The 26,263-nt window shown below is 47.9% G+C and carries 37 protein-coding genes; 32 read left to right on the top strand and 5 right to left on the bottom strand.

The window, feature by feature from the left end; translation table 11 throughout:
- Positions 1 to 53: 53 nt before the first annotated feature.
- From fusA to Q1A08_RS20525, 3 genes are all read right to left on the bottom strand, one after another.
- Entirely contained in the window at positions 54 to 2,141 is a 2,088-nt protein-coding gene (fusA, locus tag Q1A08_RS20535; RefSeq protein ID WP_299776272.1) for an elongation factor G, read from the bottom strand.
- A 196-nt stretch (positions 2,142 to 2,337) separates the two neighbouring features.
- The gene (locus Q1A08_RS20530; RefSeq protein ID WP_299776271.1) at positions 2,338 to 5,304 is read right to left on the bottom strand and encodes a TonB-dependent receptor; all 2,967 of its coding nucleotides are present in this window, start codon (positions 5,302 to 5,304) and stop codon (positions 2,338 to 2,340) included.
- Between the two features lie 3 nt (positions 5,305 to 5,307).
- Entirely contained in the window at positions 5,308 to 6,024 is a 717-nt protein-coding gene (locus tag Q1A08_RS20525) for a FecR domain-containing protein (protein ID WP_363323557.1), read from the bottom strand.
- Between the two features lie 5 nt (positions 6,025 to 6,029).
- Here Q1A08_RS20525 and Q1A08_RS21530 point away from each other — a divergent pair, with 5 nt between their 5' ends.
- Positions 6,030 to 6,116 (top strand): GlyGly-CTERM sorting domain-containing protein, encoded by an 87-nt coding sequence (locus tag Q1A08_RS21530; protein ID WP_363323556.1) that lies wholly within the window; start codon positions 6,030 to 6,032, stop codon positions 6,114 to 6,116.
- Between the two features lie 183 nt (positions 6,117 to 6,299).
- On the opposite strand, the gene Q1A08_RS20520 is transcribed toward Q1A08_RS21530, so the two are convergent.
- A complete protein-coding gene (locus tag Q1A08_RS20520) occupies positions 6,300 to 6,866 on the bottom strand; it encodes an RNA polymerase sigma factor (RefSeq protein ID WP_299776269.1) in 567 nt (188 codons plus the stop codon).
- A 249-nt stretch (positions 6,867 to 7,115) separates the two neighbouring features.
- Between Q1A08_RS20520 and rpsJ the strand changes: the two genes are divergently transcribed.
- The 29 genes from rpsJ (at position 7,116) to Q1A08_RS20375 (ending at position 22,802) form a co-directional block, all read left to right on the top strand.
- Positions 7,116 to 7,427, top strand: coding sequence for a 30S ribosomal protein S10 (gene rpsJ / locus Q1A08_RS20515; protein WP_299776268.1), 312 nt, complete (start codon positions 7,116 to 7,118; stop codon positions 7,425 to 7,427).
- A gap of 107 nt (positions 7,428 to 7,534) precedes the next feature.
- The gene (gene rplC, locus Q1A08_RS20510; RefSeq protein ID WP_299776267.1) at positions 7,535 to 8,179 is read left to right on the top strand and encodes a 50S ribosomal protein L3; all 645 of its coding nucleotides are present in this window, start codon (positions 7,535 to 7,537) and stop codon (positions 8,177 to 8,179) included.
- Positions 8,180 to 8,199: 20 nt separating this feature from the next.
- Positions 8,200 to 8,814, top strand: a complete 615-nt coding sequence (gene rplD, locus Q1A08_RS20505) for a 50S ribosomal protein L4 (RefSeq protein ID WP_299776266.1) — start codon at positions 8,200 to 8,202, stop codon at positions 8,812 to 8,814.
- Positions 8,811 to 9,107, top strand: coding sequence for a 50S ribosomal protein L23 (gene rplW, locus Q1A08_RS20500; protein WP_299776265.1), 297 nt, complete (start codon positions 8,811 to 8,813; stop codon positions 9,105 to 9,107). The genes rplD and rplW overlap by 4 nt, the downstream gene beginning before the upstream one ends.
- Before the next feature lie 13 nt (positions 9,108 to 9,120).
- On the top strand, positions 9,121 to 9,948 hold the full coding sequence (gene rplB, locus Q1A08_RS20495) for a 50S ribosomal protein L2 (RefSeq protein WP_299776264.1): 828 nt from the start codon (positions 9,121 to 9,123) through the stop codon (positions 9,946 to 9,948).
- 36 nt (positions 9,949 to 9,984) lie between these two features.
- The gene (gene rpsS, locus Q1A08_RS20490; protein ID WP_166843492.1) at positions 9,985 to 10,263 is read left to right on the top strand and encodes a 30S ribosomal protein S19; all 279 of its coding nucleotides are present in this window, start codon (positions 9,985 to 9,987) and stop codon (positions 10,261 to 10,263) included.
- A 13-nt stretch (positions 10,264 to 10,276) separates the two neighbouring features.
- On the top strand, positions 10,277 to 10,609 hold the full coding sequence (gene rplV, locus Q1A08_RS20485) for a 50S ribosomal protein L22 (RefSeq protein WP_166843493.1): 333 nt from the start codon (positions 10,277 to 10,279) through the stop codon (positions 10,607 to 10,609).
- 13 nt (positions 10,610 to 10,622) lie between these two features.
- Positions 10,623 to 11,312 carry a 30S ribosomal protein S3 gene (gene rpsC / locus Q1A08_RS20480; RefSeq protein ID WP_299776263.1) on the top strand — a complete coding sequence of 230 codons (690 nt, stop codon included), beginning with the start codon at positions 10,623 to 10,625 and terminating at the stop codon, positions 11,310 to 11,312.
- A 12-nt stretch (positions 11,313 to 11,324) separates the two neighbouring features.
- Complete coding sequence (gene rplP / locus Q1A08_RS20475) at positions 11,325 to 11,738, top strand: 50S ribosomal protein L16 (protein ID WP_166843495.1); 414 nt, start codon at positions 11,325 to 11,327, stop codon at positions 11,736 to 11,738.
- Entirely contained in the window at positions 11,738 to 11,929 is a 192-nt protein-coding gene (gene rpmC / locus Q1A08_RS20470) for a 50S ribosomal protein L29 (protein ID WP_166843496.1), read from the top strand. The genes rplP and rpmC overlap by 1 nt, the downstream gene beginning before the upstream one ends.
- A gap of 2 nt (positions 11,930 to 11,931) precedes the next feature.
- Positions 11,932 to 12,198, top strand: coding sequence for a 30S ribosomal protein S17 (gene rpsQ / locus Q1A08_RS20465; RefSeq protein WP_299776262.1), 267 nt, complete (start codon positions 11,932 to 11,934; stop codon positions 12,196 to 12,198).
- Between the two features lie 35 nt (positions 12,199 to 12,233).
- Positions 12,234 to 12,602, top strand: a complete 369-nt coding sequence (gene rplN / locus Q1A08_RS20460) for a 50S ribosomal protein L14 (RefSeq protein WP_166843498.1) — start codon at positions 12,234 to 12,236, stop codon at positions 12,600 to 12,602.
- Positions 12,603 to 12,635: 33 nt separating this feature from the next.
- Positions 12,636 to 12,953 (top strand): 50S ribosomal protein L24, encoded by a 318-nt coding sequence (gene rplX, locus Q1A08_RS20455; protein WP_299776261.1) that lies wholly within the window; start codon positions 12,636 to 12,638, stop codon positions 12,951 to 12,953.
- 27 nt (positions 12,954 to 12,980) lie between these two features.
- Positions 12,981 to 13,520 (top strand): 50S ribosomal protein L5, encoded by a 540-nt coding sequence (gene rplE / locus Q1A08_RS20450; RefSeq protein WP_299776260.1) that lies wholly within the window; start codon positions 12,981 to 12,983, stop codon positions 13,518 to 13,520.
- 9 nt (positions 13,521 to 13,529) lie between these two features.
- Positions 13,530 to 13,835, top strand: a complete 306-nt coding sequence (rpsN, locus tag Q1A08_RS20445) for a 30S ribosomal protein S14 (RefSeq protein ID WP_299776259.1) — start codon at positions 13,530 to 13,532, stop codon at positions 13,833 to 13,835.
- Between the two features lie 31 nt (positions 13,836 to 13,866).
- Positions 13,867 to 14,259: a 30S ribosomal protein S8 gene (gene rpsH, locus Q1A08_RS20440; RefSeq protein ID WP_299776258.1), complete on the top strand. Its 393-nt coding sequence runs from the start codon at positions 13,867 to 13,869 to the stop codon at positions 14,257 to 14,259.
- A gap of 35 nt (positions 14,260 to 14,294) precedes the next feature.
- Positions 14,295 to 14,828: a 50S ribosomal protein L6 gene (gene rplF / locus Q1A08_RS20435; protein ID WP_299776257.1), complete on the top strand. Its 534-nt coding sequence runs from the start codon at positions 14,295 to 14,297 to the stop codon at positions 14,826 to 14,828.
- 10 nt (positions 14,829 to 14,838) lie between these two features.
- Positions 14,839 to 15,189, top strand: a complete 351-nt coding sequence (rplR, locus tag Q1A08_RS20430) for a 50S ribosomal protein L18 (RefSeq protein WP_299776256.1) — start codon at positions 14,839 to 14,841, stop codon at positions 15,187 to 15,189.
- Between the two features lie 10 nt (positions 15,190 to 15,199).
- Positions 15,200 to 15,709 carry a 30S ribosomal protein S5 gene (gene rpsE / locus Q1A08_RS20425; protein ID WP_299776255.1) on the top strand — a complete coding sequence of 170 codons (510 nt, stop codon included), beginning with the start codon at positions 15,200 to 15,202 and terminating at the stop codon, positions 15,707 to 15,709.
- Between the two features lie 40 nt (positions 15,710 to 15,749).
- On the top strand, positions 15,750 to 15,935 hold the full coding sequence (gene rpmD / locus Q1A08_RS20420) for a 50S ribosomal protein L30 (RefSeq protein WP_299776254.1): 186 nt from the start codon (positions 15,750 to 15,752) through the stop codon (positions 15,933 to 15,935).
- A 4-nt stretch (positions 15,936 to 15,939) separates the two neighbouring features.
- Positions 15,940 to 16,374: a 50S ribosomal protein L15 gene (rplO, locus tag Q1A08_RS20415; protein WP_299776253.1), complete on the top strand. Its 435-nt coding sequence runs from the start codon at positions 15,940 to 15,942 to the stop codon at positions 16,372 to 16,374.
- 33 nt (positions 16,375 to 16,407) lie between these two features.
- A complete protein-coding gene (gene secY / locus Q1A08_RS20410; RefSeq protein ID WP_299776252.1) occupies positions 16,408 to 17,730 on the top strand; it encodes a preprotein translocase subunit SecY in 1,323 nt (440 codons plus the stop codon).
- A gap of 33 nt (positions 17,731 to 17,763) precedes the next feature.
- On the top strand, positions 17,764 to 17,880 hold the full coding sequence (rpmJ, locus tag Q1A08_RS20405; RefSeq protein WP_166843509.1) for a 50S ribosomal protein L36: 117 nt from the start codon (positions 17,764 to 17,766) through the stop codon (positions 17,878 to 17,880).
- Between the two features lie 175 nt (positions 17,881 to 18,055).
- A complete protein-coding gene (gene rpsM / locus Q1A08_RS20400) occupies positions 18,056 to 18,412 on the top strand; it encodes a 30S ribosomal protein S13 (protein WP_299776251.1) in 357 nt (118 codons plus the stop codon).
- A 17-nt stretch (positions 18,413 to 18,429) separates the two neighbouring features.
- Positions 18,430 to 18,819, top strand: coding sequence for a 30S ribosomal protein S11 (rpsK, locus tag Q1A08_RS20395; RefSeq protein ID WP_166843511.1), 390 nt, complete (start codon positions 18,430 to 18,432; stop codon positions 18,817 to 18,819).
- Between the two features lie 15 nt (positions 18,820 to 18,834).
- Positions 18,835 to 19,455 (top strand): 30S ribosomal protein S4, encoded by a 621-nt coding sequence (gene rpsD, locus Q1A08_RS20390; protein WP_299776250.1) that lies wholly within the window; start codon positions 18,835 to 18,837, stop codon positions 19,453 to 19,455.
- A gap of 22 nt (positions 19,456 to 19,477) precedes the next feature.
- The gene (gene rpoA, locus Q1A08_RS20385; RefSeq protein WP_166843513.1) at positions 19,478 to 20,467 is read left to right on the top strand and encodes a DNA-directed RNA polymerase subunit alpha; all 990 of its coding nucleotides are present in this window, start codon (positions 19,478 to 19,480) and stop codon (positions 20,465 to 20,467) included.
- 107 nt (positions 20,468 to 20,574) lie between these two features.
- Positions 20,575 to 20,961 (top strand): 50S ribosomal protein L17, encoded by a 387-nt coding sequence (rplQ, locus tag Q1A08_RS20380; RefSeq protein WP_299776249.1) that lies wholly within the window; start codon positions 20,575 to 20,577, stop codon positions 20,959 to 20,961.
- 221 nt (positions 20,962 to 21,182) lie between these two features.
- Positions 21,183 to 22,802, top strand: a complete 1,620-nt coding sequence (locus Q1A08_RS20375; protein ID WP_299776248.1) for a methyl-accepting chemotaxis protein — start codon at positions 21,183 to 21,185, stop codon at positions 22,800 to 22,802.
- A gap of 55 nt (positions 22,803 to 22,857) precedes the next feature.
- Here the strand turns inward: Q1A08_RS20375 and Q1A08_RS20370 are convergent, their stop codons facing one another.
- Positions 22,858 to 24,108 (bottom strand): DUF819 family protein, encoded by a 1,251-nt coding sequence (locus tag Q1A08_RS20370; protein ID WP_299776247.1) that lies wholly within the window; start codon positions 24,106 to 24,108, stop codon positions 22,858 to 22,860.
- Between the two features lie 327 nt (positions 24,109 to 24,435).
- On the opposite strand from Q1A08_RS20370, the gene Q1A08_RS20365 reads away from it, so the two are divergent.
- Both Q1A08_RS20365 and Q1A08_RS20360 read left to right on the top strand, forming a co-directional pair.
- Complete coding sequence (locus Q1A08_RS20365) at positions 24,436 to 25,548, top strand: LLM class flavin-dependent oxidoreductase (protein WP_299776246.1); 1,113 nt, start codon at positions 24,436 to 24,438, stop codon at positions 25,546 to 25,548.
- 135 nt (positions 25,549 to 25,683) lie between these two features.
- Positions 25,684 to 26,235, top strand: a complete 552-nt coding sequence (locus Q1A08_RS20360; RefSeq protein ID WP_299776245.1) for a winged helix DNA-binding protein — start codon at positions 25,684 to 25,686, stop codon at positions 26,233 to 26,235.
- Positions 26,236 to 26,263 lie beyond the last annotated feature (28 nt).

Here is a 26,263-nt window from a genome sequence, read left to right as displayed (position 1 = left end):
AAAACCCCGCTAGCGTAAGCTGGCGGGGTTTCTTTTTGCTTAAAAAGCGCTAATTACTTCTTAGCTTCTTTCTTAGCCTTCTCGTCTGCAATCACTTCGTCAGCAACGTTTTGCGGACAAGGCATGTAGTGGCTGAACTCCATAGAGAACTGACCACGACCAGAAGTGATGGTACGAAGGTGACCAATGTAACCAAACATTTCAGCTAGTGGTACGTCAGCTTTAATGCGAACACCGGTGGTGCCTGGCTCTTGATCTTTGATCATGCCGCGACGACGGTTCAAGTCACCGATAACGTCACCAACGTGATCGTCTGGAGTGAACACGTCAACGTGCATGATAGGCTCGATCAGCTGAGGGCCAGCCTTAGGCATGGACTGACGGAAAGCGCCTTTAGCAGCAATTTCAAACGCTACAGCAGAGGAGTCAACTGCGTGGTAGCCACCATCGTAAAGCTCAACGTGAACATCTAGAACAGGGAAGCCAGCTAGAGGACCTTCGTCCATCATGCCCTTGAAGCCTTTCTCGATTGCGGGGAAGAATTCCTTAGGAACGTTACCACCAACAACGGTAGATTCGAAGGTAAAGCCTTCACCTGGCTCATTAGGCTTGATGCGATAGTCGATCTTACCGAACTGACCAGAACCACCAGACTGCTTCTTGTGAGTGTAGCTGTCTTCGATTGGCATGGTGATAGTTTCGCGGTATGCCACCTGAGGCTGACCAACTTCAAGCTCAACACCGTAGGTGCGCTTCAAGATGTCTACCTTAATGTCTAGGTGCAATTCACCCATACCTTTAAGGATGGTTTCACCAGAATCTTCATCAGTTTCAACAACGAAAGAAGGATCTTCTGCAACCATCTTACCGATAGCAACGCCCATCTTCTCGGTAGAACCTTTATCTTTAGGTGCAACAGCAATAGAGATTACTGGTTCTGGGAAGATCATTGGCTCAAGAGTACAAGGGTTCTTAGGATCACATAGGGTGTGACCAGTTTGAACGTTCTTCATACCTACAACGGCGATAATGTCACCCGCTTGAGCAGTGCTCAATTCGGTACGCTCGTCAGCGTGCATCTCAACCATACGGCCGATACGCTCGGTTTTACCAGTGTAAGAGTTAAGGATGGTGTCACCCTTGTTCAAAACACCAGAGTAGATACGGATAAAGGTCAGGGCGCCAAAGCGGTCGTCCATGATCTTAAATGCTAAGGCGCGTAGTGGCTCTTCAGCAGAAACGATAGCGTGCTCACCAGTTTCTTCACCTTCTTCGTCAGTCAAAGGCTGTGGGTCAACTTCGGTTGGGCTAGGCAAGTAATCAACAACAGCATCCAATACTAGCTGAACACCTTTGTTCTTAAATGCAGAACCGCAGTAAGTTGGGAAGAAATCTAGAGCGATGGTGCCTTTACGGATGCAGCGCTTGATGTCTTCGATAGAAGGTTCTTCACCTTCCATATAAGCTTCCATTAGGTCGTCGTCTTGCTCAACAGCGGTTTCAACCATCTGCTCGCGGTATTCGTCAACCTGATCAACCATATCTTCTGGGATATCGATGATTTCGAAGTTCTCTGGTAGGCCAGAGTCATCCCACTTGTAAGCGGTCTTGGTTAGAATGTCTACAATACCAACGAAGTTATCTTCGCGGCCGATCGGTAGAGTCATAACCAGTGGGTTAGCGCCCAGTACCTTCTCAACCTGACCAACAACGCGCAAGAAGTCGGCGCCCACACGGTCAAGCTTGTTTACGAAGATGATACGAGCAACTTCAGATTCGTTTGCATAGCGCCAGTTGGTTTCAGACTGGGGCTCAACACCACCAGAACCACAGAATACGCCTACGCCACCATCAAGTACTTTTAGAGAGCGATATACTTCAACGGTGAAGTCAACGTGCCCTGGGGTATCGATGATGTTCATGCGGTGGTCTTTCCAGAAGCAGGTGGTCGCTGCTGACTGGATGGTAATACCACGCTCAGCTTCCTGCTCCATGAAGTCGGTGGTGGATTCACCATCGTGTACTTCACCGGTTTTGTGGATCTTACCGGTTAGCTTAAGGATACGCTCAGTAGTGGTAGTTTTACCGGCATCAACGTGTGCGAAGATACCGATGTTACGGTAGTGTGATAAGTCAGACATTTCTGTTTCTCGAGTTAAACCAAGTCCAATTCCAAAAAAATAGCGCGCAATTATACGGATTCTTGCGCGCTTATTGAACCTAAAATAGTAGAAAAATGGTGATTTTTTGCACGCTCATAGTAAAAAGCCACCCCAATTTGGGGTGGCTTTGATCTTAAGCAGCTTGTGGGGCTATTTTAGACGGCAATTGCGACGCTTAGAAGTCATAACTTAAGCCGAAGTAATAATAAGCTCCATTAAAGCCAAATGGCGCTGAGCGGCGAGAGTAAGTAAACACTCCTTTGCTGTCGACAATAAGGTTGCCGCCAGGGCCATCTTCAATAGCTCCGGTACGAGAGTTGCCGATTTGGTTCTCATCAGGGGTGACGTCAAAAATGTTGTTGCCGCCGAAGTTGATTCCAAAGCCATTGTCGAATTCATAGGCAATGCGCAGATCGGTCAAAATCTCAGCACCATAGGTTTGGCGTCCGCCATCTTCAATGGTGTACTCGCCAAAGCGATTGAAGGATAGGTTGGCAGTCCAGTTATCATTGCTATAGAAGCCGCTAAGGCTAATACGATCCTTTGGTTGCCACTCTTCGATAATTGAGATGTCCTGGGAGCTAAATACCTGGTCAGTGCTTAATGTGGCAAGACCGCCGTCGGCTGGGGTGAATAGGCCGGTGACGTCGGTTTTGGTGTAGTTGGCTGCAAAGGTGATATCAAGATTGCCGTTGCCAATCTCGATGCCTTCATAAGAGGCAACAATATCGACGCCCTTGGTTTCGGTGTCTGCGCCATTTAGGAAGAACTGAGCTTGCGAGGCGCCAGCGCTATTAAGGGCTGCGTCTAGCTCATCGTTTAAGCCAAGTCCCAGACCTTTACTGATTACGATACGATCATCGATTTGTACTTGATAGAAATCGATAGTCATATTTAGGTGATCAGTAAGATCGGCGACGATACCAAAGCTAAGGTTAACGGACTCTTCCTCTTTTAAGGAAGGTATGCCAATGGCTTTGGCAACCGGGCTGTCGTTGCGGAAAGTGCCGCGCTCTGCAGCAACAAGATTGCCGCTGCTGTCGGTGACAAATTGAGTGCTGACATTGTTAAAGTACAGCTGCTGCATTGAGGGGGCTCTAAAACCGGTGCTGGCAGCGGCGCGCAAGCGTACGGTATCGCTGGCTTCAAAGCTGCCTGCGAGCTTGTAGTTAACGGTGTTGCCAAAGCCGTCATAGTCGTCATAGCGCATGGCGGCACTAATCAGTAGCTCGTCGCTAACTTGGTATTCGCCATCTATATAGAGGGAGTTTACATCGCGCTCCTCATCAACCGCTGATTGTGGTCCGATACCCGGGAAGCCTTGAATACCGCCACTGCGATCGCTGTCATAAAGGCTGACGCCATTTTGAGTGTCGTAATCGTTATAGGCGTACTCTTCGCCAGGTATAACCTTGTAGCTGTCTTTGCGAATGGCTGCGCCTGCTGCCAGTGCGAGGTCGCCATAGGATTGCGTAAAATCGACATTAAAAGTATCAAGTCCAAGCTCTAGCCCGTACGCCTTGGCGGTCCTGGGTACGCTGCTGCGAATCTCGGCGTCGCTCATATTGGTGCTGTTAAGCAGGTGGTTGGCAAAGGACGAGTTAAGTGAGTCGCTGGTGGTGTAATCGATGCTGTTCTCACCGGTGGTGTATGAGAAATCCAATGTTGCTCCGCTATCCAGCTCTAAGCGGTAGCCAATATTTACCGAGATATCTTCGATTTCACTATTAATCTTAGGTAGGAAGCCGCTTGGGATAGTGGCGTCACCATCTGAGAGTGGTGCATTGCCGCCGTTATTGGCGTTGTGTCTGAAGAAGGCGGCTGATTGATTATCTCGACTTGAATAGGTGGCAAAGCCGTATAGCTCGCCTTGGCCTACTTCGACTCCGGCATTTAAGGTTAGGGCGGTCTGCTCGGAATCGGCATCGCCAATGCGGAAGGTTTGCCTCGGTGCGGTTACTTCTCTTGGGTCGCCAGCTTCCAAAATGCCGTTGCCGTCAGTGTCGGCGCAGCCGCTGAACTGGCACGAGCCGTGTAGGCCGGCGCGATTGGTGTGCTCACGATCGCGAAAGTTACCAGAGATGTTTAGGTAGCCATCGCTGCCAAGTGTGAAGCCTTTGGAGAAATCTATATTAGTGGTATTGCCATCTCCTTCGGAATATTCACCGTTTGAAATACCAATATGGCCGGCTTCGTCATCATCTTTCAGTACGATGTTGATGACCCCTGCGATTGCATCTGAGCCATATTGGGCGGCGGCGCCATCACGCAAAACTTCAATGCGCTTGATGGAAGAGGCGGGAATGGCGTTCATGTCGACGCCGGCTGTGCCTCGGCCAACCGAGGTGTTGATGTGTATTAGTGAGGCTTGGTGGCGGCGCTTGCCGTTAACCAAAACTAAGGTTTGATCTGGGCCTAGGCCGCGCAAGGTGGCGGGGCGTAGCGCATCGGTGCCGTCGGATATTGATGAACTTGGAAAGTTAAAAGATGGCGCCAGAGATTGAAGCATTCGGCCGACTTCCGTTTGGCCGCTGTTTGAAAGGGCATCGGAGCTTAAGGTGTCTACAGGGACAGGCATATCTCCAGCTGATCGACCAGCTTGGCGGCTGCCAAGTACAGTGACCTCTTCGATTTCAGCGTTGTTGTTTTGGGCGATGGTGGTCATGCTGCCTGCGCTTACGGCGCTCGCGACAGCGGCGGCTAGCAAGGTTTTTTTATTAGTCATATTAACTGCACTCTCCGGTTGGCTTTGTATTTCAATACTCAGCTGTCCGGATTTACCAATGCGAGCTATTAAACCGCTGCCTCTTAGTAGTCGCTCAATACCTTGCTTTAGGCTGTGTCGCCCTCGTAAGGTATTGGCTTTAAAGGGTTTGGTTGCCTTAAATGAGAACACGATGGTGCTGTCACTTTGGCGGCCAAATTCGGTTAGTGCTCGGTCGGCTCTTTGTGCGGGTATATTGAAAGAGTGTGTCTTTCTTAGCTCTTGCTCATGAGCTGCTAGGCTATTGCTGCTTTGCCAGAGTGTGGCAAAAAAGCAGATAGTTATATAAATGCACAAAGATCCGTCAGCCTTGCCAAGAGCTGACAGTTGGTGTGTGAGTTTCCGCCATGAACCACCAAAAATATTTATAGTTTTCATACTTTAGCGTTGGCGAAGGTGAATGGTTTGTCCTTTGCGTTCAGAGTTGAGGTCGAAGCTCTGTTCTAGGGAAGCGATTAACTTGTCGATATCGCTGGTCTTAAAGTATCCGGCAATCTCAAGGTTTTGGATATCTTTATCGGCAACAATTTCGTACTTGGCATAGCGTTGCACTTCTTGCAGGGCCTTGCCTAAAGGGGTGCCGTCAAAAACAATAAAACCTCTTTGCCATGCTAGTTTGCCATCTATGGCGGCGCTGGTGACAGGTTCAATTGGGCTCTGGGCGGATATATTGGGTGCTATTTGCTGTCCGGCCTCAAGGTAGGTGGTAGTTGGCATCGTTTTGGGGGTGGGGGTGTCTGTGGTGCCGCTTGCCAGGGATACGCGTCCTTCGGTGACCAGTAGTTCCATGTCGTCTTGTTGCGACAGTCTAATGTTGAAGGCTGTGCCGATTGCGGTAACTGTTTGATTGCCGGCGCTCACAATAAAAGGCCGTTTTTTATCATGTGCTACATTAAAGTGCGCTTCGCCTTGCTCTAGGTTAAGTTCTCTCAGTCCAAAGCTGAAGTTGACGCTAACGCGGCTATTGGTGTTTAAGTGGATGCTTGAGCCGTCGTTGAGCTCAAATAGCTTGTGCTCCCCAATGGCGGTAATGTATTCCTCTTGCAGCAGAACATGTTCTTTGACCCAAAAAAAGGCGATCCCGATACCTATTAGCATAAGGCTTGCGGCTACGGAGCCGTAGTGGCGCCAGTTTGTCTTGTTGGGCTTTGCCTGTTCTTCCAGTGGGAACATGGCGGAGAGTTCGCTAAGCATGCTCATGGAATCCCAGAGTGCGGCCATATCGAAGAGGTTTCGGCGGTGCATAGGATTACTCTCTAGCCACTGTTTTAGGGCTAGTTTTTCGCTTTCATTAAGACCTCTGTCGACCTTGGCTAGCCACTCGCTGGCTTGGTCGAGGCTGTCTTCATTATTGCTTAATAGGCGTAGCTTGCTCATTGTCTTGCGGTATTCGTTTGTTTGCCATTTGGGGTGTGCTGGGGGCTACTTTCTTGCTCTTCTATATTCCTTATATAGGCAAAGCAGAGGCGCATGCCTTTGGCAATGTGTTTCTCTATCGTGCTTTCGCTGAGTTGTAAGTATTCTGCAATTTCTTTTTGGCTAAGGCCATAGACCTTTTTGAGTACAAAGGCCTTACGGCAGCTGTCAGGCAGTTGTTCTACCGCTCGGCAAAACTGTAAAAATCGTTCTTTTGACTCGAAGTCTTGCTCTGCACTTGGTGCTAGTAATTGGACAATTGGCTCGTCAAAATCCTCTATATGCTGGCAGCGGCTATTGTCCCAGCGCTGGTTGTGATTGATGGCCAGGTGCTGAACGGTCCGTAGCATATAGGTTTTCGGGTATTCAATTTCCTGTTTTAGCTCGGCTTCGTAGCAGCGCACAAAGGTATCCTGGATAATGTCGTCTATATCCTGGGGTTTGACTAGGTGGCGAATTCTACTGGCTAACTTCTGGCGATAGCTCTGGAACACCTGGCTGATTCGGTTTGCTTTGTAGGTCATTTTTGTAGGTTTATTATTTGACTGCGGGCAGTCTAGCAGGAATGTGGCTTTAGGTGCTACCGGGCAGTTTGTGTGGATTTAAGGCTCGCGGGCAGGGCTGGAGGTGCTTGCTTTCTGTGCTGGTTAATTTTTTTACAAATAAGGCTTGACCAGCTTGAAATGGGTCTATAGAATTCCGCTTCCATTTTTCAGGGTCGTAAGGCTTTGTGAAATGGGTAAATTTATTAACGATTTTGGAGTTTGGTTCAGATGCAGAATCAACGAATTCGAATCCGCCTTAAGGCTTTCGACCACAAGCTCATCGACGCTTCTACTGAGGAGATTGTTGAGACGGCAAAGCGTACTGGCGCACAAGTTCGGGGTCCGATTCCGCTGCCGACTCGTAAGGAGCGTTTCACTGTATTGGTTTCTCCGCATGTAAACAAAGATGCGCGTGATCAATATGAGATTCGTACACATAAGCGTTTGTTGGATATTGTTCAACCGACTGAGAAAACTGTTGATGCACTTATGAAGCTAGATCTAGCTGCTGGTGTTGAGGTTCAAATTAGTCTCGGTTAATTATTTAATTAATGCCGAAACCTAAGCCTCAATGCTTAGGTATGTGTAACGCTCTGAGATGGGCGGCCATAGCGGGTAAAAGCCCCGTACACTGAGAGGTTAGCAAAATGACGATTGGTCTAGTCGGCCGCAAAAGCGGTATGACTCGCATTTTTACTGAAGATGGTGTTTCCATCCCTGTTTCTGTGATTGAGGTTGATCCTAATCGCATCACCCAGGTTAAGAACGTGGAAACCGACGGTTACAACGCTGTACAAGTAACCGTAGGGTCTCGTCGTGCCTCCCGTGTCGCTAAGTCTGCTGCAGGTCACTTCGCTAAAGCTAACGCTGAAGCGGGTCGTGGTTTGTGGGAGCTTCGTAACGACAATGAAGAAGCTTTCGAGGTTGGCGGTGAAATCACCGTTGAAACTTTCGAAGCTGGTCAAAAAATCGATGTTACCGGTACCTCTAAAGGTAAAGGCTTTCAAGGTGGCGTTAAGCGTTGGAATTTCCATATGCAAGATGCTACTCACGGTAACTCAATTTCCCACCGTGCTCCTGGTTCAATTGGTCAATGTCAGACCCCAGGACGTGTGTTCAAAGGCAAAAAAATGGCTGGTCACATGGGCTCCGAGCAGGTAACTGTTCAGAACCTAGAAGTGGTTCGCATTGATGCTGAGCGCAATCTGCTGTTAGTTAAGGGTGCTATTCCAGGTGCTCCAGGTGGTGACGTGATTGTACGTCCTGCTGTGAAACTGCAGAGCAACGGTTAAGGCTTCCTAGGGGGATGACCATGGAATTAAATATTGCAACACCTGAAGGCGCTAAGGGTACAGTTTCTGTATCTGATGTTGCTTTCGGTCGTGAATTTAATCAAGACCTGGTACACCAGGCGGTAGTAGCCTTTATGGCTGGTGCTCGTCAGGGTACTAAGGCCCAGAAGAACCGTTCTGCGGTTTCTGGTGGCGGCGCCAAACCTTGGCGTCAAAAGGGCACAGGTCGTGCACGTGCTGGTACCAGCCGTAGCCCAATCTGGCGCTCTGGTGGTGTTACATTTGCTGCTCAGCCTCGTAACCACGAGCAAAAGCTGAACAAGAAAATGTACCGCGCTGCGATGCGCTGCATCTTGTCTGAGTTGAATCGTCAGGATCGCCTAGTAGTTGTTGAGTCTTTCGCTGTTGAAGCGCCAAAGACTAAAGAGCTGGTAGCGAAAATGAAGCAGTTCGACTTGACTGAAGCGTTGATTGTTACTGAAGAGATCGATTCCAACTTGTACTTAGCGTCTCGCAACTTGCACAAAGTTGACGTTCGCGATGCACAGGCTGTTGATCCAGTAGCTTTGATCCGCTTTGACAAGGTTGTAGTAACTGTTGCTGCACTGAAAAAGCTTGAGGAGACATTGGGATGAGCCAGGAACGCATTTATAAAGTGCTGCTAGGTCCAGTGATTTCTGAAAAAGCGGCGATGGCTGGCGATGCCGCCAACCAGGTAGTTTTCAAAGTAACTACTTGCGCCACTAAAGCTGAAATCAAAGCCGCAGTTGAGCAGCTTTTTGAAGTTAAAGTTGAAGGTGTACGTGTTTTGAACGTAAAGGGCAAAACTAAGCGTACCCGTCACGGTATGGGCAAGCGTAGCGATTGGAAAAAAGCTTACGTTCGTCTAGAGCAAGGTCAAGATATTGACTTTGCCGTAGCAGAGTAAGGGAGACGTTGAGATGGCTATTGTAAAACGTAAGCCTACTTCTCCAGGTCGTCGTCACGTTGTTAGTGTCGTCAATCCTGAGCTGCACAAAGGTGCTCCTTACGCGCCTCTGCTAGAGAAGAAGTCTAAGTCTGGTGGTCGCAACAATAACGGTCGTATTACGACTCGTCATATTGGTGGTGGTCACAAGCAACACTATCGTTTGATCGACTTCAAGCGCAACAAAGATGGCATTCCAGCCAAAGTTGAGCGTCTTGAATACGATCCAAATCGCAGCGCTAATATCGCTTTGGTTTGTTACGCTGACGGTGAGCGTCGCTACATTATCGCTCCTAAAGGTGTAAGCGCTGGTGCTGAAATCGTGTCTGGTGACGCGGCGCCAATCAAGCCTGGTAACACTTTGCCACTGCGTAATATCCCAGTAGGTTCTGTTGTTCACTGCATCGAGTTGAAGCCTGGTAAAGGTGCTCAAATAGCTCGTTCTGCAGGTACTTCGGCTCAGCTGGTTGCTCGTGATGGCGCTTATGCAACTCTACGTTTACGTAGTGGTGAAATGCGTAAGGTTCTATCTGAGTGTCGCGCTACCTTGGGTGAAGTATCTAACAGTGAGCACAGCTTGCGCTCTCTGGGTAAAGCAGGTGCTTCTCGCTGGCGTGGTGTTCGTCCTACCGTTCGCGGTGTGGCGATGAACCCGGTAGATCACCCGCACGGTGGTGGTGAAGGTCGTACTTCTGGCGGTCGTCATCCGGTGTCACCTTGGGGTACGCCTACTAAGGGTTATAAGACCCGTAAGAACAAGCGTACCGATAAGATGATTGTACGCCGTCGTGGCAAGAAATAATCTTGTCTAAGTAAGTAGCTGAAAGAGGAAAGAACAGTGCCACGTTCACTGAAAAAAGGTCCTTTCATCGATCTTCACTTGATTAAGAAGGTCGAAACAGCGATCGAAAAAAATGATCGGCGTCCAATTAAAACCTGGTCTCGCCGTTCAATGATCATGCCGGAAATGGTTGGTTTAACCATCGCTGTGCATAACGGTCGTCAGCATGTGCCAGTTCTTGTTAACGAAGAAATGGTTGGTCACAAGCTGGGCGAATTCGCTGCGAGCCGCACTTACCGCGGACACATCGCAGACAAGAAAGCCAAGAAGCGCTAAGAGGTAAATGACAATGGAAGTAGCAGCAAAATTGCGCGGTGCTCGTTTGTCGGCTCAGAAAGCGCGTCTAGTAGCAAATCAGATTCGTGGTAAGCACGTTGAAGAAGCGCTAGACATCTTGGCTTTCAGCCCGAAGAAAGGTGCCGAAATTATCAAGAAAGTGCTTGAGTCTGCAATTGCAAACGCTGAGCACAACGAAGGTGCGGATGTTGATGAGCTGAAAGTTTCTACAATCTTTGTAGACGAAGGCTTAACAATGAAGCGTATCAAGCCACGTGCGAAAGGTCGTGCAGATCGCATTTTAAAGCGTTCTTGTCACATCACCGTTAAAGTCGCCGACAGTTAAGAGAACAGACGTTATGGGTCAGAAAGTACATCCGACAGGTATTCGTCTGGGCATCGTTAAGAAGCACACCTCTACTTGGTATGCTGGCAGCGATGAGTATGCAGACAAGCTGAATACCGACTTGAAAGTACGTGCGTACATTCAAAAAGAATTGGCAAACGCATCTGTTAGCCGTGTAGACATTGAGCGTCCTGCTAACACAGCTCGCATTACTATTCACACTGCCCGTCCAGGCATCGTGATCGGTAAGAAAGGTGAAGACGTTGAAAAGCTTCGCACAGCTGTTAGCAAAGAGATGGGTGTTCCTGTCCACATTAACATCGAAGAGATTCGCAAGCCTGATCTGGATGCGACTCTGGTAGCCCAAGGTGTTGCACAGCAGTTGGAGCGTCGTGTGATGTTCCGTCGCGCTATGAAGCGTGCTGTACAAAACGCCATGCGCCAGGGTGCTGAAGGTATCAAGATCCAGGTTGGTGGTCGTCTTGGTGGTGCTGAGATCGCTCGTAGCGAGTGGTATCGTGAAGGTCGTGTACCTCTACACACTTTACGTGCTGACATCGACTACGCAACTGCTGAAGCGGCCACAACTTACGGCATCATTGGTGTCAAAGTTTGGATCTTCAAAGGTGAAGTGATTGGCGATATGGAAGAAGCGCAAGCTGAAGCCAAAAAGCCTGCACCGAAGAAGAAAAATTCTAAGTAAGGGGTACGCCACATGTTGCAACCAAAGCGTACAAAGTTCCGCAAAATGCAAAAAGGCCGCAATCGCGGTTTAGCGCATCGCGGTTCTAAAGTGAGCTTCGGCGAATTCGCTCTGAAAGCTGTAGGCCGTGGTCGTATCACAGCCCGTCAGATTGAAGCGGCTCGTCGTGCGATGACTCGTCACATTAAACGTGGCGGTAAAATTTGGATCCGAGTATTCCCAGACAAGCCTATTACTGAAAAGCCTTTGGAAGTTCGTCAAGGTAAAGGTAAGGGTAATGTTGAATACTGGGTAGCTCAGATCCAGCCGGGTAAAGTTCTTTATGAAATGGAAGGCGTTTCTGAAGAATTGGCCCGCGAAGCATTTGAGTTGGCTGCTCGTAAGCTGCCAGTAAGTACAACCTTCGTTAAACGTTCGGTGATGTAATGAAAGCTCAAGAACTCCGCGAAAAATCAGTTGAAGAGCTGAACCAAGAGTTGCTTTCTCAACTGCAAGCGCAATTTAAACTGCGTATGCAAGCCTCTACTGGTCAGTTGAATCAGACTCATTTGATTCGCCAGACTCGTAAAGACATTGCTCGCATCAAGACAGTGCTGAACGAAAAGGCAGGTAACTAACTATGGCAGAAGCAGAAAAGTTGGTACGCACGCTGACTGGTAAAGTTGTAAGTAACAAGATGGATAAAACCATTACTGTTCTTATTGAGCGCCGCGTTAAGCACCCGATTTACGGCAAGTATGTTAGTAAGTCATCTAAGCTGAAGGCCCACGACGAACAGAACGAGTGCAAGATGGGTGATGTTGTAACCATCTCTGAGTCTCGTCCTTTGTCAAAGACTAAGTCTTGGGCTCTGGTTAAAATCGAAGAGCGCGCTGCTGAAATTTAATTCAGTAGTGTGCATTAGAGTTTCGGAGACGAACGATGATTCAAACAGAATCTTACTTAGATGTCGCTGATAACAGTGGTGCTCGCCGTGTAATGTGCATCAAAGTGTTGGGCGGTTCTCACCGTCGTTACGCGTCTGTTGGCGATATCATTAAGGTAACGGTAAAAGAAGCCATACCTCGCGGTAAGGTAAAGAAAGGCCAGGTCATGAAGGCTGTTGTGGTACGCACCAAAAAAGGTGTTCGTCGCCCTGACGGTTCTCTGATCAAGTTCGATGACAATGCTGCTGTATTGCTTAATGCAAGTGATGCTCCAGTGGGTACTCGTATCTTCGGCCCTGTAACTCGCGAGCTCCGTGGTGAGAAGTTCATGAAAATCATCTCTCTGGCTCCTGAAGTACTGTAACGGTACGACAAGCTAGGTATTGAGGACAGGGTAATGCGTAAGATTAAACGTGAAGATGAAGTGATTGTTATCGCTGGCCGCGACAAAGGCAAGCGAGGCAAAGTCGTTAAGGTTTTGCAAGACGATCGCCTAATCGTATCCGGTGTGCAGATTGTTAAGAAGCACCAAAAGCCAAACCCACAGGCAGGTGTTGCTGGCGGTATCGTTGAGAAGGAAGCCCCTATTCAGGCTTCTAACGTAGCGATATTCAACCCAGCTACCCAGAAAGCTGATCGGGTTGGTTTTAAAATCCTTGAAGATGGAAATAAAATTCGCATCTTCAAATCCAACGGCGAAGCCGTAGACGCATAAAGCAGACGGTAAAACGGTAAGAGTAAAATGGCTAAGTTGAAAGAACTTTACCAGAGCGAAATTGCTGCCCAGCTTAAAGAAGAGCTAGGTTTGGCAAACGTGATGGAAGTGCCGCGCATCACCAAAATCACCGTCAATATGGGTGTTGGTGAAGCTATTGGCGACAAAAAGGTTTTGGAAAACGCAGTTGCTGATTTAGAGAAAATCTCTGGTCAGAAAGTTGTTGTTACCAAAGCTCGTAAATCTATTGCTGGTTTCAAGGTTCGTGAAGGATGGCCGGTAGGCTGTAAAGTAACCTTGCGTCAGGATCGTATGTACGAATTCCTAGAGCGCTTGGTTTCTATTGCTATCCCACGTATCCGTGACTTCCGCGGCATCAGTCCTAAACAGTTTGATGGTCGTGGTAATTTTTCCATGGGCGTGAACGAGCAAATTATCTTCCCAGAGATTGACTACGATAAAGTAGACAAGCTACGTGGTTTAGATATTTGTATCACCACCAGTGCTCGCACCGACGAAGAAGGTCGCGCGCTGTTGAAAGCCTTCAACTTTCCTTTCAAAGGCTAGGGTAGAGTCATGGCTAAGAAATCTATGATTGCACGTGAAGCTAAGCGTGCAGCTACAGTGGCAAAGTACGCAGCTAAGCGTGCTGAGCTAAAAGCGATCATCGCCAACCCAGAGAGCTCTGAAGAAGAGCTTTGGGAAGCCCAGGTTAAGCTGCAGAAATTGCCGCGTGATGCGAGCCCAGCTCGTCAGCAACGTCGCTGTCGCGTAACCGGTCGCCCACACGCGGTTTACCGCAAGTTTGGCCTGTGTCGTAACAAGTTACGTGAAGCTGCCATGCGCGGTGATGTACCTGGCTTGGTTAAGGCCAGCTGGTAATTTAGATCGCTGAACCTAGGAGCAGATTCCGATGAGCATGCAAGATCCTTTAGCAGATATGTTGACCCGCATTCGTAACGGTCAGCAAGCTGCAAAAACTGAGGTAACCATGCCTTCTTCTAAGTTGAAGGTTAGTGTTGCACAAGTTTTAGAAAACGAAGGTTACATCAGCGGTTACAGTGTTGCAGAAGGCGCTAAGCCTGAGCTTACTGTTGAGCTGAAGTACTTTGAGGGCAAGCCAGTAATTGCTGAGCTTGACCGTGTAAGCCGTCCAGGTTTACGTAACTACGCTGGTAAAGATGGCCTGCCAACCGTACGCGGTGGCTTGGGTGTCGCTATTGTTTCTACCAGTAAAGGTGTTATGAGCGATCGCGCTGCCCGTGCCCAAGGCATTGGTGGTGAAGTTCTTTGCACCGTATTTTAATTTAACTTTTTTTAAAAGTTTTATAGGAAATCGTAATGTCACGAGTTGCAAATAGTCCGGTTGAAGTACCTGCTGGCGTGACTGTCGACCTTAAAGGTCAAGACATCACTGTTAAAGGCAGCAACGGTACTTTGGCGCTAAACGTTCACGATAAAGTTGAAGTTAAATTGGATGATTCCAAGTTAACCTTCGCTGGTCGTGACAGCGCCAAGCAGTCCCGCGCATTAGCGGGCACTACCCGTGCATTGATTAACAACATGGTTATTGGCGCAAGCCAGGGCTTCGAGAAGAAGCTGATTCTTAACGGTGTTGGTTATCGTGCAAAAGCAGCGGGTAACACTGTAGACCTGACTTTGGGTTTTTCTCATCCTGTTGTTTACACCTTACCTGAAGGTGTAAAAGCTGAGACCCCAAGTCAGACAGAAATTGTTCTGAAAAGCGCTGACAAGCAATTGCTTGGTCAGGCGGCCGCAGAAATTCGCGCCTTCCGTCCACCAGAGCCTTATAAAGGTAAGGGTGTTCGTTATGCCGATGAGTATGTGCGTCGTAAAGAAGCTAAGAAAAAGTAGGGCATAGGTCATGAGCGATAAAAAGCAATCTCGTTTGCGTCGTGCACGCCGCACCCGCGCTAAAATTCGTGAGCTAGGTGAAACACGTTTGTGTGTTAACCGCTCACCACGTCATATTTATGCACAAATCATCGCCGGTGACGGTGGCCAGGTTTTGGCCAGCGCCTCAACTCTTGATAAGAGCTTGCGCGGTGGTAAAACTGGTAATGCTGAATCAGCTGCAGCTGTTGGCACTTTAATCGCTGAGCGTGCAAAAGCCGCTGGCGTTGAAAAAGTAGCTTTCGACCGTAGCGGTTTTAAATATCACGGTCGCGTTAAAGCTTTGGCTGACGCTGCTCGTGAAGCTGGCTTAGAATTTTAAAGGTTGAGATATGGCTAACGGTAAAAAAGAAGACGCCAACACAGAAGGCCTGCAGGAAAAGCTGGTTCAGGTTAACCGTGTTGCTAAGACTGTAAAAGGTGGTCGTATCTTCGGCTTCACTGCACTAACTGTTGTTGGTGACGGTAACGGTAAAGTAGGCTTCGGTCGTGGTAAGGCTCGTGAAGTGCCTGTTGCTATTCAAAAAGCAATGGAAGCTGCGCGTCGCAACATGATCCAGGTTGAATTGAATGGCGATACCATTCAATACCCAACCAAAGGTCGTCATGGTGCCTCTAAGGTATACATGCAGCCAGCCTCTCAGGGTACTGGTGTAATTGCTGGCGGTGCGATGCGTGCCGTTTTAGAAATTGCCGGTGTTCAGAACGTACTAGCTAAGTGCTACGGTTCTACCAACCCTGTAAACGTTGTGCGAGCTACTTTTGAAGGCTTGAAAGCAATGGCTTCTCCAGAGTCTGTTGCAGCCAAGCGCGGCAAGAGTGTTGAAGATATCTTGAACTAAGCTTTACGCTTAGTTCAAATTGAAGAGCTGGTAAATAACCATGGCTAAGAAAACAGTTAAAGTTACTCAGGTTAAGTCCACCAATGGACGCCTGCAGTCCCATAAAGCCTGTGTTGCAGGCTTGGGTTTACGCCGTATTGGTCACACTGTTGAAGTTGAAGATACGCCTTCAACTCGCGGTATGATCAACAAGGTAAACTATTTGGTTAAGGTAGAGGGAGAGTAAGACAATGCGTTTAAATACTCTAAGCCCCGCTCCTGGCCGCGTTAAAGATCGTAAGCGCGTTGGTCGCGGTATCGGTAGCGGTGTAGGTAAAACTGGTGGTCGCGGTCACAAAGGTTTGAAGTCTCGTTCTGGCGGTAGTGTTCGTCCAGGTTTCGAGGGTGGTCAAATGCCTTTGCAGAAGCGCCTTCCAAAATACGGTTTTACTTCCCGTATTGGTCGTGTAACCGCTGAAGTTCGTTTGGCTGAGCTAAACAAAGTTGAAGCAGAAGTTATCGATCTGGAAGCTCTAAAGGCTGCTGATTTGGTTAAGCAAAACATGAAGCGCGCGAAAGTGTTCTTGTCTGGTGAGCTGACCAAAGCTGTGACCGTTAAAGGTCTTGCAGTAACTAAGGGTGCCAAGGCTGCGATTGAAGCGGCTGGCGGCAAGGTCGAAGAATAACTTTGTTAACGCTTACGGCTAAGTGAGGTAGCGATGGCAACGGCAAAGATGCCATTAGCGAATCAGAAAGGACTAGGCGAGCTTTGGGCTCGCCTTCGTTTTCTGTTTTTAGCGATTCTGGTTTATCGTATCGGCACCCATATTCCTGTTCCGGGCATCGACCCAGATCAGGTTGCGAACCTCTTTAATCAGGGCAAGGATACTATCCTTGGCCTGTTTAATATGTTCTCGGGTGGTGCACTAGAGCGTATGAGTATCCTGGCATTGGGTATCATGCCATATATCTCTGCCTCGATTATTATGCAGTTGATGTCTGCAGTATCGCCCAGCCTTGAACAGCTGAAGAAAGAAGGCGATGCAGGACGTCGCAAGATCAGTCAATACACCCGCTATCTGACCGTAGCGCTGGCCCTTGTACAAGGCACCGGCATGACAGTTGGTATGGCGAGCCAAGGCTTAGCCTACGGCGGCGGTGGAATGTCTTTCTACATCGTAGCGATTACCTCTTTGGTAACCGGTGCTGTATTTATGATGTGGCTAGGCGAGCAAGTGACAGAGCGCGGTATCGGTAACGGTATCTCCATGTTGATCTTTGCGGGCATTGTTGCTGGTTTGCCAGCAGCGATTGGTCAGTCCTTTGAAGGCGCGAAGCAGGGCGATATCAATATCTTGATGTTGCTGGCAATTACCTTTTTGGCAATTGCGCTGATCTGGTTTGTAGTTCGAATGGAGCGCGGTCAACGCCGTATTACAGTGAACTATGCCAAACGTCAGCCTGGTCGTGGTGCGCAAAGCAGTCACCTGCCACTGAAAATTAATATGGCTGGTGTTATTCCTGCCATTTTCGCCAGCAGTATTCTGTTGTTCCCAGCCTCTGTAGCTCAGTGGTTTGGTCAGGGCTCAGAAGGTGTTGCTGCCGAAGTTTTACAAGAAGTTGCCCTTTGGTTAGGGCCTGGTCAGCCGCTGAACTTTATTTTGTTCACCGCGATGATCATCTTCTTCTGTTTCTTCTATACGGCGTTGATGTTCAACCCGCAAGAAGTAGCAGATAACTTGAAGAAATCCGGCGCGTTCATTCCTGGTATTCGTCCAGGTGAACAGTCCGCAAAATATATTGACAGTGTTTTGACTCGCCTAACGGTAGTTGGCGCTGTTTATATTGCCGCGGTGTGTTTGTTACCTCAGTTCTTGGTAGTAGCGGCTAATGTGCCCTTCTATCTAGGTGGTACTTCACTACTGATCGTAGTAGTGGTGGTCATGGACTTCATGGCCCAGGTGCAATCACACTTGATGTCTCATCAGTACGACTCACTGATGAAGAAGGCTAACTTAAAAGGCTACGGCAATTCCCGCTAAGGGAAGGGCCTAGCTTCTGAAAGAGGTTGAAACATGAAAGTTCGTGCTTCAGTTAAAAAGATGTGCCGTAACTGCAAAGTTGTACGTCGCAATGGTGTTGTTCGAGTAATCTGCAGCGCCGAGCCACGTCACAAGCAGCGTCAAGGCTAACAGAAAGCAGTTCATCACTGCCTTCTGATTTGGGGGCGTTGACTGTCGCCCGGGGGGAAACCTCCGGGCTATTGCATTTGTGCGGCTTTATCGGTATCCTTTCGCGCCTTTTGGTGCTGAGGGAGCTGTTAATTGCTGTCAGCGCTACAATTTATATGATATGTGGAGTATCTAGATGGCTCGTATAGCTGGTGTAAACATACCAGATAACAAACACGCCGTTATCTCTCTGACCTATGTTTTTGGTGTAGGTAAGACCACCGCACAGCAGATTCTTGCTGCTACCGGTATTGCAGAAACGACTAAAATCGGCGAATTGTCTGAAACAGAAATGGACGCGATTCGCGCCGAAGTGGGTAAAATCACTGTAGAAGGTGACCTACGTCGTGAAATTTCCATGAACATCAAACGTTTGATGGACTTGGGTTGCTACCGTGGTCTGCGTCATCGTCGCAGCTTGCCGCTACGTGGTCAGCGTACTAAGACTAACGCTCGCACCCGTAAGGGCCCGCGTAAGCCAATTAAGAAATAAAGGTTAGGAAGATCGTTATGGCTAAGCCAAGCAAAACTACCCGTAAAAAGGTAAAAAAGACGGTCGTTGATGGCATCGCCCATATCCACGCCTCTTTTAACAACACAATCGTGACTATCACAGATCGCCAGGGCAACACCCTGAGCTGGGCTACCGCAGGTGGTTCCGGTTTCCGTGGTTCACGTAAGTCTACCCCTTTCGCTGCCCAGGTTGCTGCAGAGCGCGCTGGTGAAGCTGCAAAGGACTATGGTTTAAAGAACCTAGACGTTGAAGTAAAAGGTCCAGGACCAGGCCGTGAGTCTGCTGTTCGTGCCTTAAATAACGTTGGATATAAAATCTCCAACATTACGGACGTAACACCCATTCCGCACAATGGTTGTCGTCCTCCTAAGAAACGTCGCGTATAAGGGGGCTTAAAGAAGATGGCACGTTATATCGGACCAACTTGTAAATTGGCTCGCCGCGAAGGAACTGATTTGTTCCTTAAGTCTGGCGCTCGCCCATTAGATTCAAAATGTAAAGCTGAAACTGCACCAGGTGTACACGGTGCTCGTCGTGGTCGTCTATCTGACTACGGTGTTCAGTTGCGTGAAAAGCAAAAAGTTCGTCGCATTTACGGCGTACTAGAAAAGCAGTTCCGCGGTTATTACAAAGAAGCTGCCCGTCGTAAGGGTGCTACTGGTGAAAACCTGCTTAAGCTGTTGGAATCTCGTTTAGATAACGTTGTATACCGCATGGGTTACGGTGCTACTCGCGCTGAATCTCGTCAGTTGGTATCTCACAAGTCAATCACTGTAAATGGTCAAGTAGTAAACATTGCTTCTTACCAAGTGAAAGAAGGTGACGTTGTAGCTGTTCGTGAGAAGTCTAAAACTCAACTACGTATCCAGAATGCATTGGCAATTGCTGCTCAGCGCTCTGAAGTAGAGTGGGTTGATGTGAACTCGGACAAAAAGGAAGGCACTTTCAAGCGCGTTCCAGATCGTGCAGATTTACCTGCTGAGATCAACGAGAACCTAATTGTTGAACTTTACTCCAAGTAACGGACTAACCTAAGGTATGGCTATGCAGAGTGCTGTAAACGAATTTTTGACCCCGCGTCACATTGATGTTACCGACACCGGCCCAACTCGCGCCAAGGTTGTATTAGAGCCTTTAGAGCGTGGTTTTGGTCATACCCTTGGCAACGCCCTACGTCGTATTTTGTTGTCTTCAATGCCAGGTTGTGCTGTCACTGAAGTTGAAATCGACGGTGTATTGCACGAGTACAGTGCAATTGAAGGTATCCAGGAAGACGTTATCGAAATCCTGTTGAACCTAAAAGGTGTTGCCGTGGTTATGCACGGTAAAGATCAAGCGGTTTTGACCCTGAGCAAAAAAGGCCCAGGCGTAGTTACTGCTGGTGATATCCAAGTTGATCATGAAGTAGAGATCAAAAACCCAGACCACGTTATCGCTAACATTACTGGCGATGTCGAGTTGAGCATGAAGTTAAGTGTTGCTCGCGGCCGTGGTTACCAGCCTGCTGATGCACGTCGTAGCGATGACGAGGAAACTCGCGCTATTGGCCGTCTGCAGTTGGATGCTTCTTTCAGCCCAGTTCGTCGCTTGGCGTACTCTGTAGAGAGTGCCCGTGTTGAGCAGCGTACTGACCTGGATAAGCTGGTTTTGGATTTAGAAACCAACGGTACTATTGACCCAGAAGAAGCGATTCGTCGTGCAGCTACTATTCTTCAGCAGCAGCTAGCCGTATTTGTCGACCTTGAAGGCGAGAAAGAAGCTGAGCCAGAGCAGAAAGAAGAAGAGATCGATCCTGTTCTATTGCGTCCTGTGGACGACTTAGAACTAACTGTTCGCTCTGCTAACTGCTTGAAAGCTGAGAACATCTACTACATTGGTGACCTGATTCAGCGCACCGAAGTAGAGTTGTTGAAGACGCCGAACCTGGGTAAGAAGTCGCTTACCGAAATTAAAGACATCCTAGCTTCTCGCGGTTTGTCTTTGGGTATGCGCTTGGAGAATTGGCCACCAGCCAGCCTACGTGCTGACGACTAAGCCAAATTCAACGCTTAAAGTAATATGGTTGGCATTTGGCCCAGCCAATGCCAACGTTAATAGCGCCTTCGATGTAAATTGAAGGCCCAAATGAAGGATTTAGAGTCATGCGTCATCGTCATAGTGGCCGTCAACTGAATCGCAACAGCTCACACCGTAAGGCTATGTTCAAGAACATGGTTTCTTCATTGGTTGAGCATGAGTTGATTAAAACAACCTTGCCTAAAGCGAAGGAACTGCGTCGTCACGCTGAGCCTTTGATCACTTTGGCCAAGGAAGACAGCGTAGCTAACCGTCGTTTAGCTTTCGACCGTCTACGTAACAAAGAAGCTGTAGGTAAACTATTTTCTGTATTAGGTCCTCGTTATCAGGATCGTCCAGGTGGTTACATACGTATCTTGAAGTGTGGTTTCCGTACTGGCGATAAGGCTCCAATGGCCTACGTTGAGTTGGTAGATCGCCCTCAAGTTGAAGCGGCTGCTGAAGAAGAGTAAGCAAACGTTTCTAAAGAAACCGGCATATCTCATAGAGGATGCCGGTTTTTTTATGCCTAAATTTTATGAATATGGAGTTTTGCCTTTTAAATTAAATTGCATATTTAATGGTTAAATAATCAAATTTGGTCAGTTAGATTAAATTTTTATGACACTGTTTACTAATCGAGACTATCGCCGACACTTGAATGGGTACCGCAGCAATTGCCAAGGAGGCAAACATGACTTTGCGTATTAGCCATAGGCTTGGAATTCTAGTCACAATGTCTATCGGTGTATGTATCTTTGTGTCGTTTATGGCTTGGACTAAGATACGCTCTGAAGTCTCATTTGCAAAAAACCTCAGTCAGCAACGTTTGGAACCTGTTTGGATTCTAGAAGAGCTGTCTCGAGTTTACAGTCATGAGGTTAGTGACACTGCTCACCAGCTGCGCGCCCAGATGATTTTTTGGGGTGAGGGTGAGAAAACAATTCTGAATGCAGATCAGCATATTAGAGAGCTTTGGGAAAAATTCAGCGAGCGTTCTCTAACTGCTGAAGAAGAAAAACTGCTTTTAGAGATTGCCCCGGCTGTTGAGCAATCGCTGTCGACCATTAAAGAGCTCGAATCAAAGATAAAATCTAAATCTACCTACGAGCTTGGCCAGTTTGTAGACATGAAAATGTATCCTGGATTACAGCCGCTGTTTAAATCTCTCGATCAGCTGATCGAGCAGCAAACTCAATTGGCACAGGCCGAACAAATTGCCGCCGATCAACGACTCGCGGAGACTACCAATCAAATTTTAATTTTATTATCTGTGTTAACTATTTTTCAATTGGCACTGAGCCTTTGGCTTAGCCGTAGTATATTGCGGCCACTGGAAAGTATTCGAGCGTCAGTGGCGGGAATAATTCAGAGTATGGACTTTTCTGGCCGTGTTGCAGTGAATTCAAAATGCGAGATTGGCGAGCTAGGGCAAGACGTGAATCAAATGATTGGCGTCTTGGATCAGTTGTTAGCTTCGCTGCGTCCTATTACAAAACAGTTGCAGGATTCTGCCGGTGATTTGGTCAGTGGGGCAAAGAAGGTTGATGTTCAAGTAGAGCTCCAAAATCAGGAGCTGCTTGCTGTTCAGCAGTCTGTCGATAGTGTGTTTAAAGCAGGACAAGATGTCTTAAGTACCGCAGAAGCTAGCAGCGAGGAAACGAAATCTGCGACAGATGCCGCGGCGATCGGCTCTGAGAGATTAGCAAGGACGATTGATGCCATAAACCAATTAGCTAACATCGTGCAGCGTTCCTCGAATGATATGGCAAAGCTATCCAGTAGTAGTGAAGCCATTGGTGGTGTGCTGTCGGTTATCAGCGAAATTGCGGAGCAAACAAATTTATTAGCGCTCAATGCTGCCATTGAAGCGGCACGAGCTGGAGATCAAGGTCGAGGTTTTGCCGTAGTGGCTGATGAAGTTAGGCAGCTAGCGCAACGGACCGCCAGTTCAACAAATGAAATTCAGGCCATGGTGGAGGCCATACAAGCCAGCAGCCAGGAAGTATCAAATTCTTTAAGTGACAGTGTGCAGGCGGCCAGTAAAAGTGTTGAGCAGGCTGAAGCTACCAGCGAAATTATTGAGCAAATTCTTCGGGCCATCACTTTGATAGCAACGCAAAGTGGTGGCATTTCAAGCAGTTCAAAACAGCAGATTGATTTATCTAAATCGTTAAGTGCTCAGGCTGCAAAACTGTCTGATCTCAGTCTGCAAACCGCTGGCTTAGCTGAAGGTTCGTCAAAGGCCAGTGAAGTGGTTTCAGAGATATCCTTAGGCTTATCAGAGCAACTGAGTGCCTACCGCCACACCTAAAGTCAATCGCCCTCTAAAAAGAGGGCGATTGACTTACGCCATTTAACGTTAAAAGCTAAACCGGCGCTGCTAACGACATTAGCCAAGCGCAAAGCATTGCGCCGTAGGTTCCAAGTGCATAACCCAGTACGGCAAGTAACACCCCTACTGGTGCTAAGGAGGGGTGAAAGGCCGCTGCAATGATGGGTGCTGATGCGGCGCCTCCAACATTAGCTTTACTGCCAACGGCTAAGAAAAAGAAAGGTGCGCGTATTATCTTGGCTACAATAATCAGCAGCCCGGAATGAATACTCATCCAAATGATGCCCACTAGTATCAGGCCTGGCTGCTCGACAATTTTCATCACATCCATCTTGGTGCCGATGATCACCACCAACAGATAAATAAACAAGCTGCCAAACTTAGAGGCGCCAGCGCCTTCGAGTTTATTAAAGCGTGTAAAGCTTAGTCCTAGCCCCATGGTGGTGGAAACAATGACGATCCAGAAAAAGTGGTTCGCCAGGATGCTTTCTGAAGTTGCCGGAATGGCTTTAAAGAATGGCGCCAGCACATCGCCAAGAAGGTGACAAAGCCCCACGGTGCCAAAAGCAATGGCGAAGATGGCTGTAAGCCTAGGTAGGTCCAGCTCTAGCTTCTCCCGGCCGTGGTACTCCTCTAAGCGACGCTTCACGTCATCAATCGCAGTGGTATCCGCTCCAAGCCAGCGATCAACTTTAGCATTGTTACCAGCTCCCCAAAGTAGAAAGGCCATCCAAATATTGGCAACGATAATATCGACTGTAACCATGGCCGAATAATTGGCTGGGTTATATTGGTATAGCTCCAGCATGGCGGCTTGGTTGGCGCCGCCACCAATCCAGCTACCAGCTAGCGTTGCAAGGCCTCTCCAAACCGCCTCTGGGCCGACACCACCGACTGTTTCCGGGCTAAACATAGACATAATAAGGATTGCCAAGGGGCCGCCGATTACGATGCCCACGGTGCCCACTAGAAACATAATAATGGCTTTATCGCCAAGTCGCATAATGGCCTTTAAGTCGATGCTTAACGTCATCAACACTAGGGCTGCTGGCAAAAAGTAGTTTTTCGCGATGGTCCAAAGGCCGGAGCCCTTAGAAGAAATAACACCAAAGGTGTTTAATAGCGAAGGTATTAGGTAGCAAATCAATAGCATTGGAACAATGCTGTAAAAGCGCTTCCACCGAGGGCCGGCATTGTTGGCGGTATGCATGATTAACGCAAGGATAAGTGCTAGCAGGCCGAAGCTTACAGCATCATTGGTAATCAGTGGGCCGGTTGAATTCATAATCATTCCTCAGCTCTCTGGGAGCCTTATTGTTGTAATCGCTCAGAGCAGGCCTTTGCTGCAAAAGCTTTGTATTACTAAACGAAAAGCAGAGCCTTTGCCTCCGTAAGCAGGGTAATTTGTTGAGATATTGATCATTAAGCCCGCAAATCAAGCTTGTTATAGTGGGTATGTTAGCGCTAACTATGCCTTTAAGGCTTGTCTGATATAGCTCCAGAAAAACGACTACCTAAAGCTTCAAAAAATGCATTGATTTACTTGTAAGGTATTAATTTAAAGGTTAAATTAACCTTAAATTAACGCCAGATAAAAATAATGAGGTGAATCATGAGCGCAAACCACTACTTTCATCGCGACCACTTTAAGTTAGGTACATTCTCGGCTAACTGTTCCGGCGGCTTGGCAGTCACCAAGGTGCCTGAGCGCTGGGATAATAGTTGGGAGAATAATCTGCAGATGGCAAAGATGGCCGATGAAGCGGGCTTTGACTTCTTACTGCCTATTGCTCGCTGGATTGGTTATGGTGGCGATACCAATTTCCACGGCAATGTTTTGGAAACCATCACCTGGGCAACAGCTTTGTTGGCTCACACCAAAAATATTCATGTCTTCTCGACCATCCACACCTCCTGCAACCACCCTGTGGTACTGGCTAAGCAGATTGCTACCATGGATCATATCGGTGGCGGCCGTGCAGGTTTGAATGTGGTGTGTGGCTGGAACCGTCCTGAGTATGAGGCGCTGGGCCAGGAATTGCCTGATGATCATGAGACCCGTTATGCTTATGGCCAAGAGTGGTTTGATATTGTGAAACGTCTATGGAAAGAAAATGAGGCTTTCGATTATGAGGGGGCTTGGCACAAGCTAAAGCAAACTTACTCGCTACCACACCCGGTGCAAAACAATGTACCCATCTTTAATGCAGCGGGCTCTGCTCAAGGGCGTGAGTTTGCTGTCAATAATGCTGATTTTTTATTTACACCAGCAATGGATTTGGAGAAGACGTCGCAGGACATTAAAGATATTAAAGCGGCTGGTAAAAACGTTGGTCGTGATATTGGTGTGCTAACGTTGTCATTCTCAGTGTGTCGTCCAACTAAGAAAGAGGCCGAGGAGTATCACCGCTACTACGCCGAAGAGAATGCCGATTGGGGTGCGGTGGATAATATTACCCGGATTATGTTTGAGAATGCTGAGTCTTTCCCGAAAGATCAAATTTTACAAATGAAGCAAGCGATGGCTACGGGTCATGGTGGCTTCCCGCTAGTGGGTGATCCAGATACTGTAGCGGATGGCCTAGAGTCGCTTCACAATGCTGGTTTTGGCGGCAGTGTTTTAGGCTTTGTCGACTACGTAAAAGAGATGCCTTACTTTATTCAAGAAGTGGTTCCACGTTTAGAGCGTAAAGGTATCCGTATGCCGGTCACTGCTGACAGCTAAAGCGTCTTTGCTCTACATAGCTTTATTTAGTCTGTTTATAAAAGGCTAAATGGTAAACAAAAAAGCACAACAGCGGGTGCCTCTGTTGTGCTTTTTCGTTATTCTAGGCTTGAAGTTTTTATACCAAGGAAGCCGATGAACAATAACAATGTAACTAGCCAAGACAGCAACGAAATTCTAGATAAAAAATGGCACTTGGCAACGGATACTCATGAGGTTGCACTAACTGAGTTAGAGTTTGCCTTATTTCGAATATCCGAAGCCTTCGAACGCTGGCAGTCAGACTGCTTAGCCTGTTGTGTAGAGGGCAACTTTAGCGGCACCGACAATGCCCTGTTGCATATGATTCGCATGCATGATCGTCCTAAGAGTATTTCTGATTTAGCTCGTTTGTTGAATCGCGATGATCTGTCGAACCTGCAATACAGTTTGCGCAAAATGAGCAAGGCTGGATTGATTGAAAAAGCGAAGGGTGATAGTAAAAAAGGCGTGACCTATCAAGTCACAGAAGTTGGTATGCAGGTCACCGATCGATATGCCAAGTATCGCCAAGAGTTATTGCTGAGTTTAACGGGCTCGATTGCTGAGTTTGAAGGCAAGCTAAATGGCGCAACTCAAGCTCTTAATTTAATGGTGGGTATGTACGATCAGGCTGCATGTGTGGCGGCATCTCACAAAGGTAGCTAAGGTGTAATTTGGAAAATAGAAAACAGCT

This window comes from uncultured Pseudoteredinibacter sp. (genome assembly GCF_947500695.1).
Classification (GTDB): Bacteria; Pseudomonadota; Gammaproteobacteria; order Pseudomonadales; family Cellvibrionaceae; genus Pseudoteredinibacter.
The sequence above is the reverse complement of the archived record's forward strand: the minus strand, read 5'-3'. Positions and strand labels throughout refer to the sequence as shown.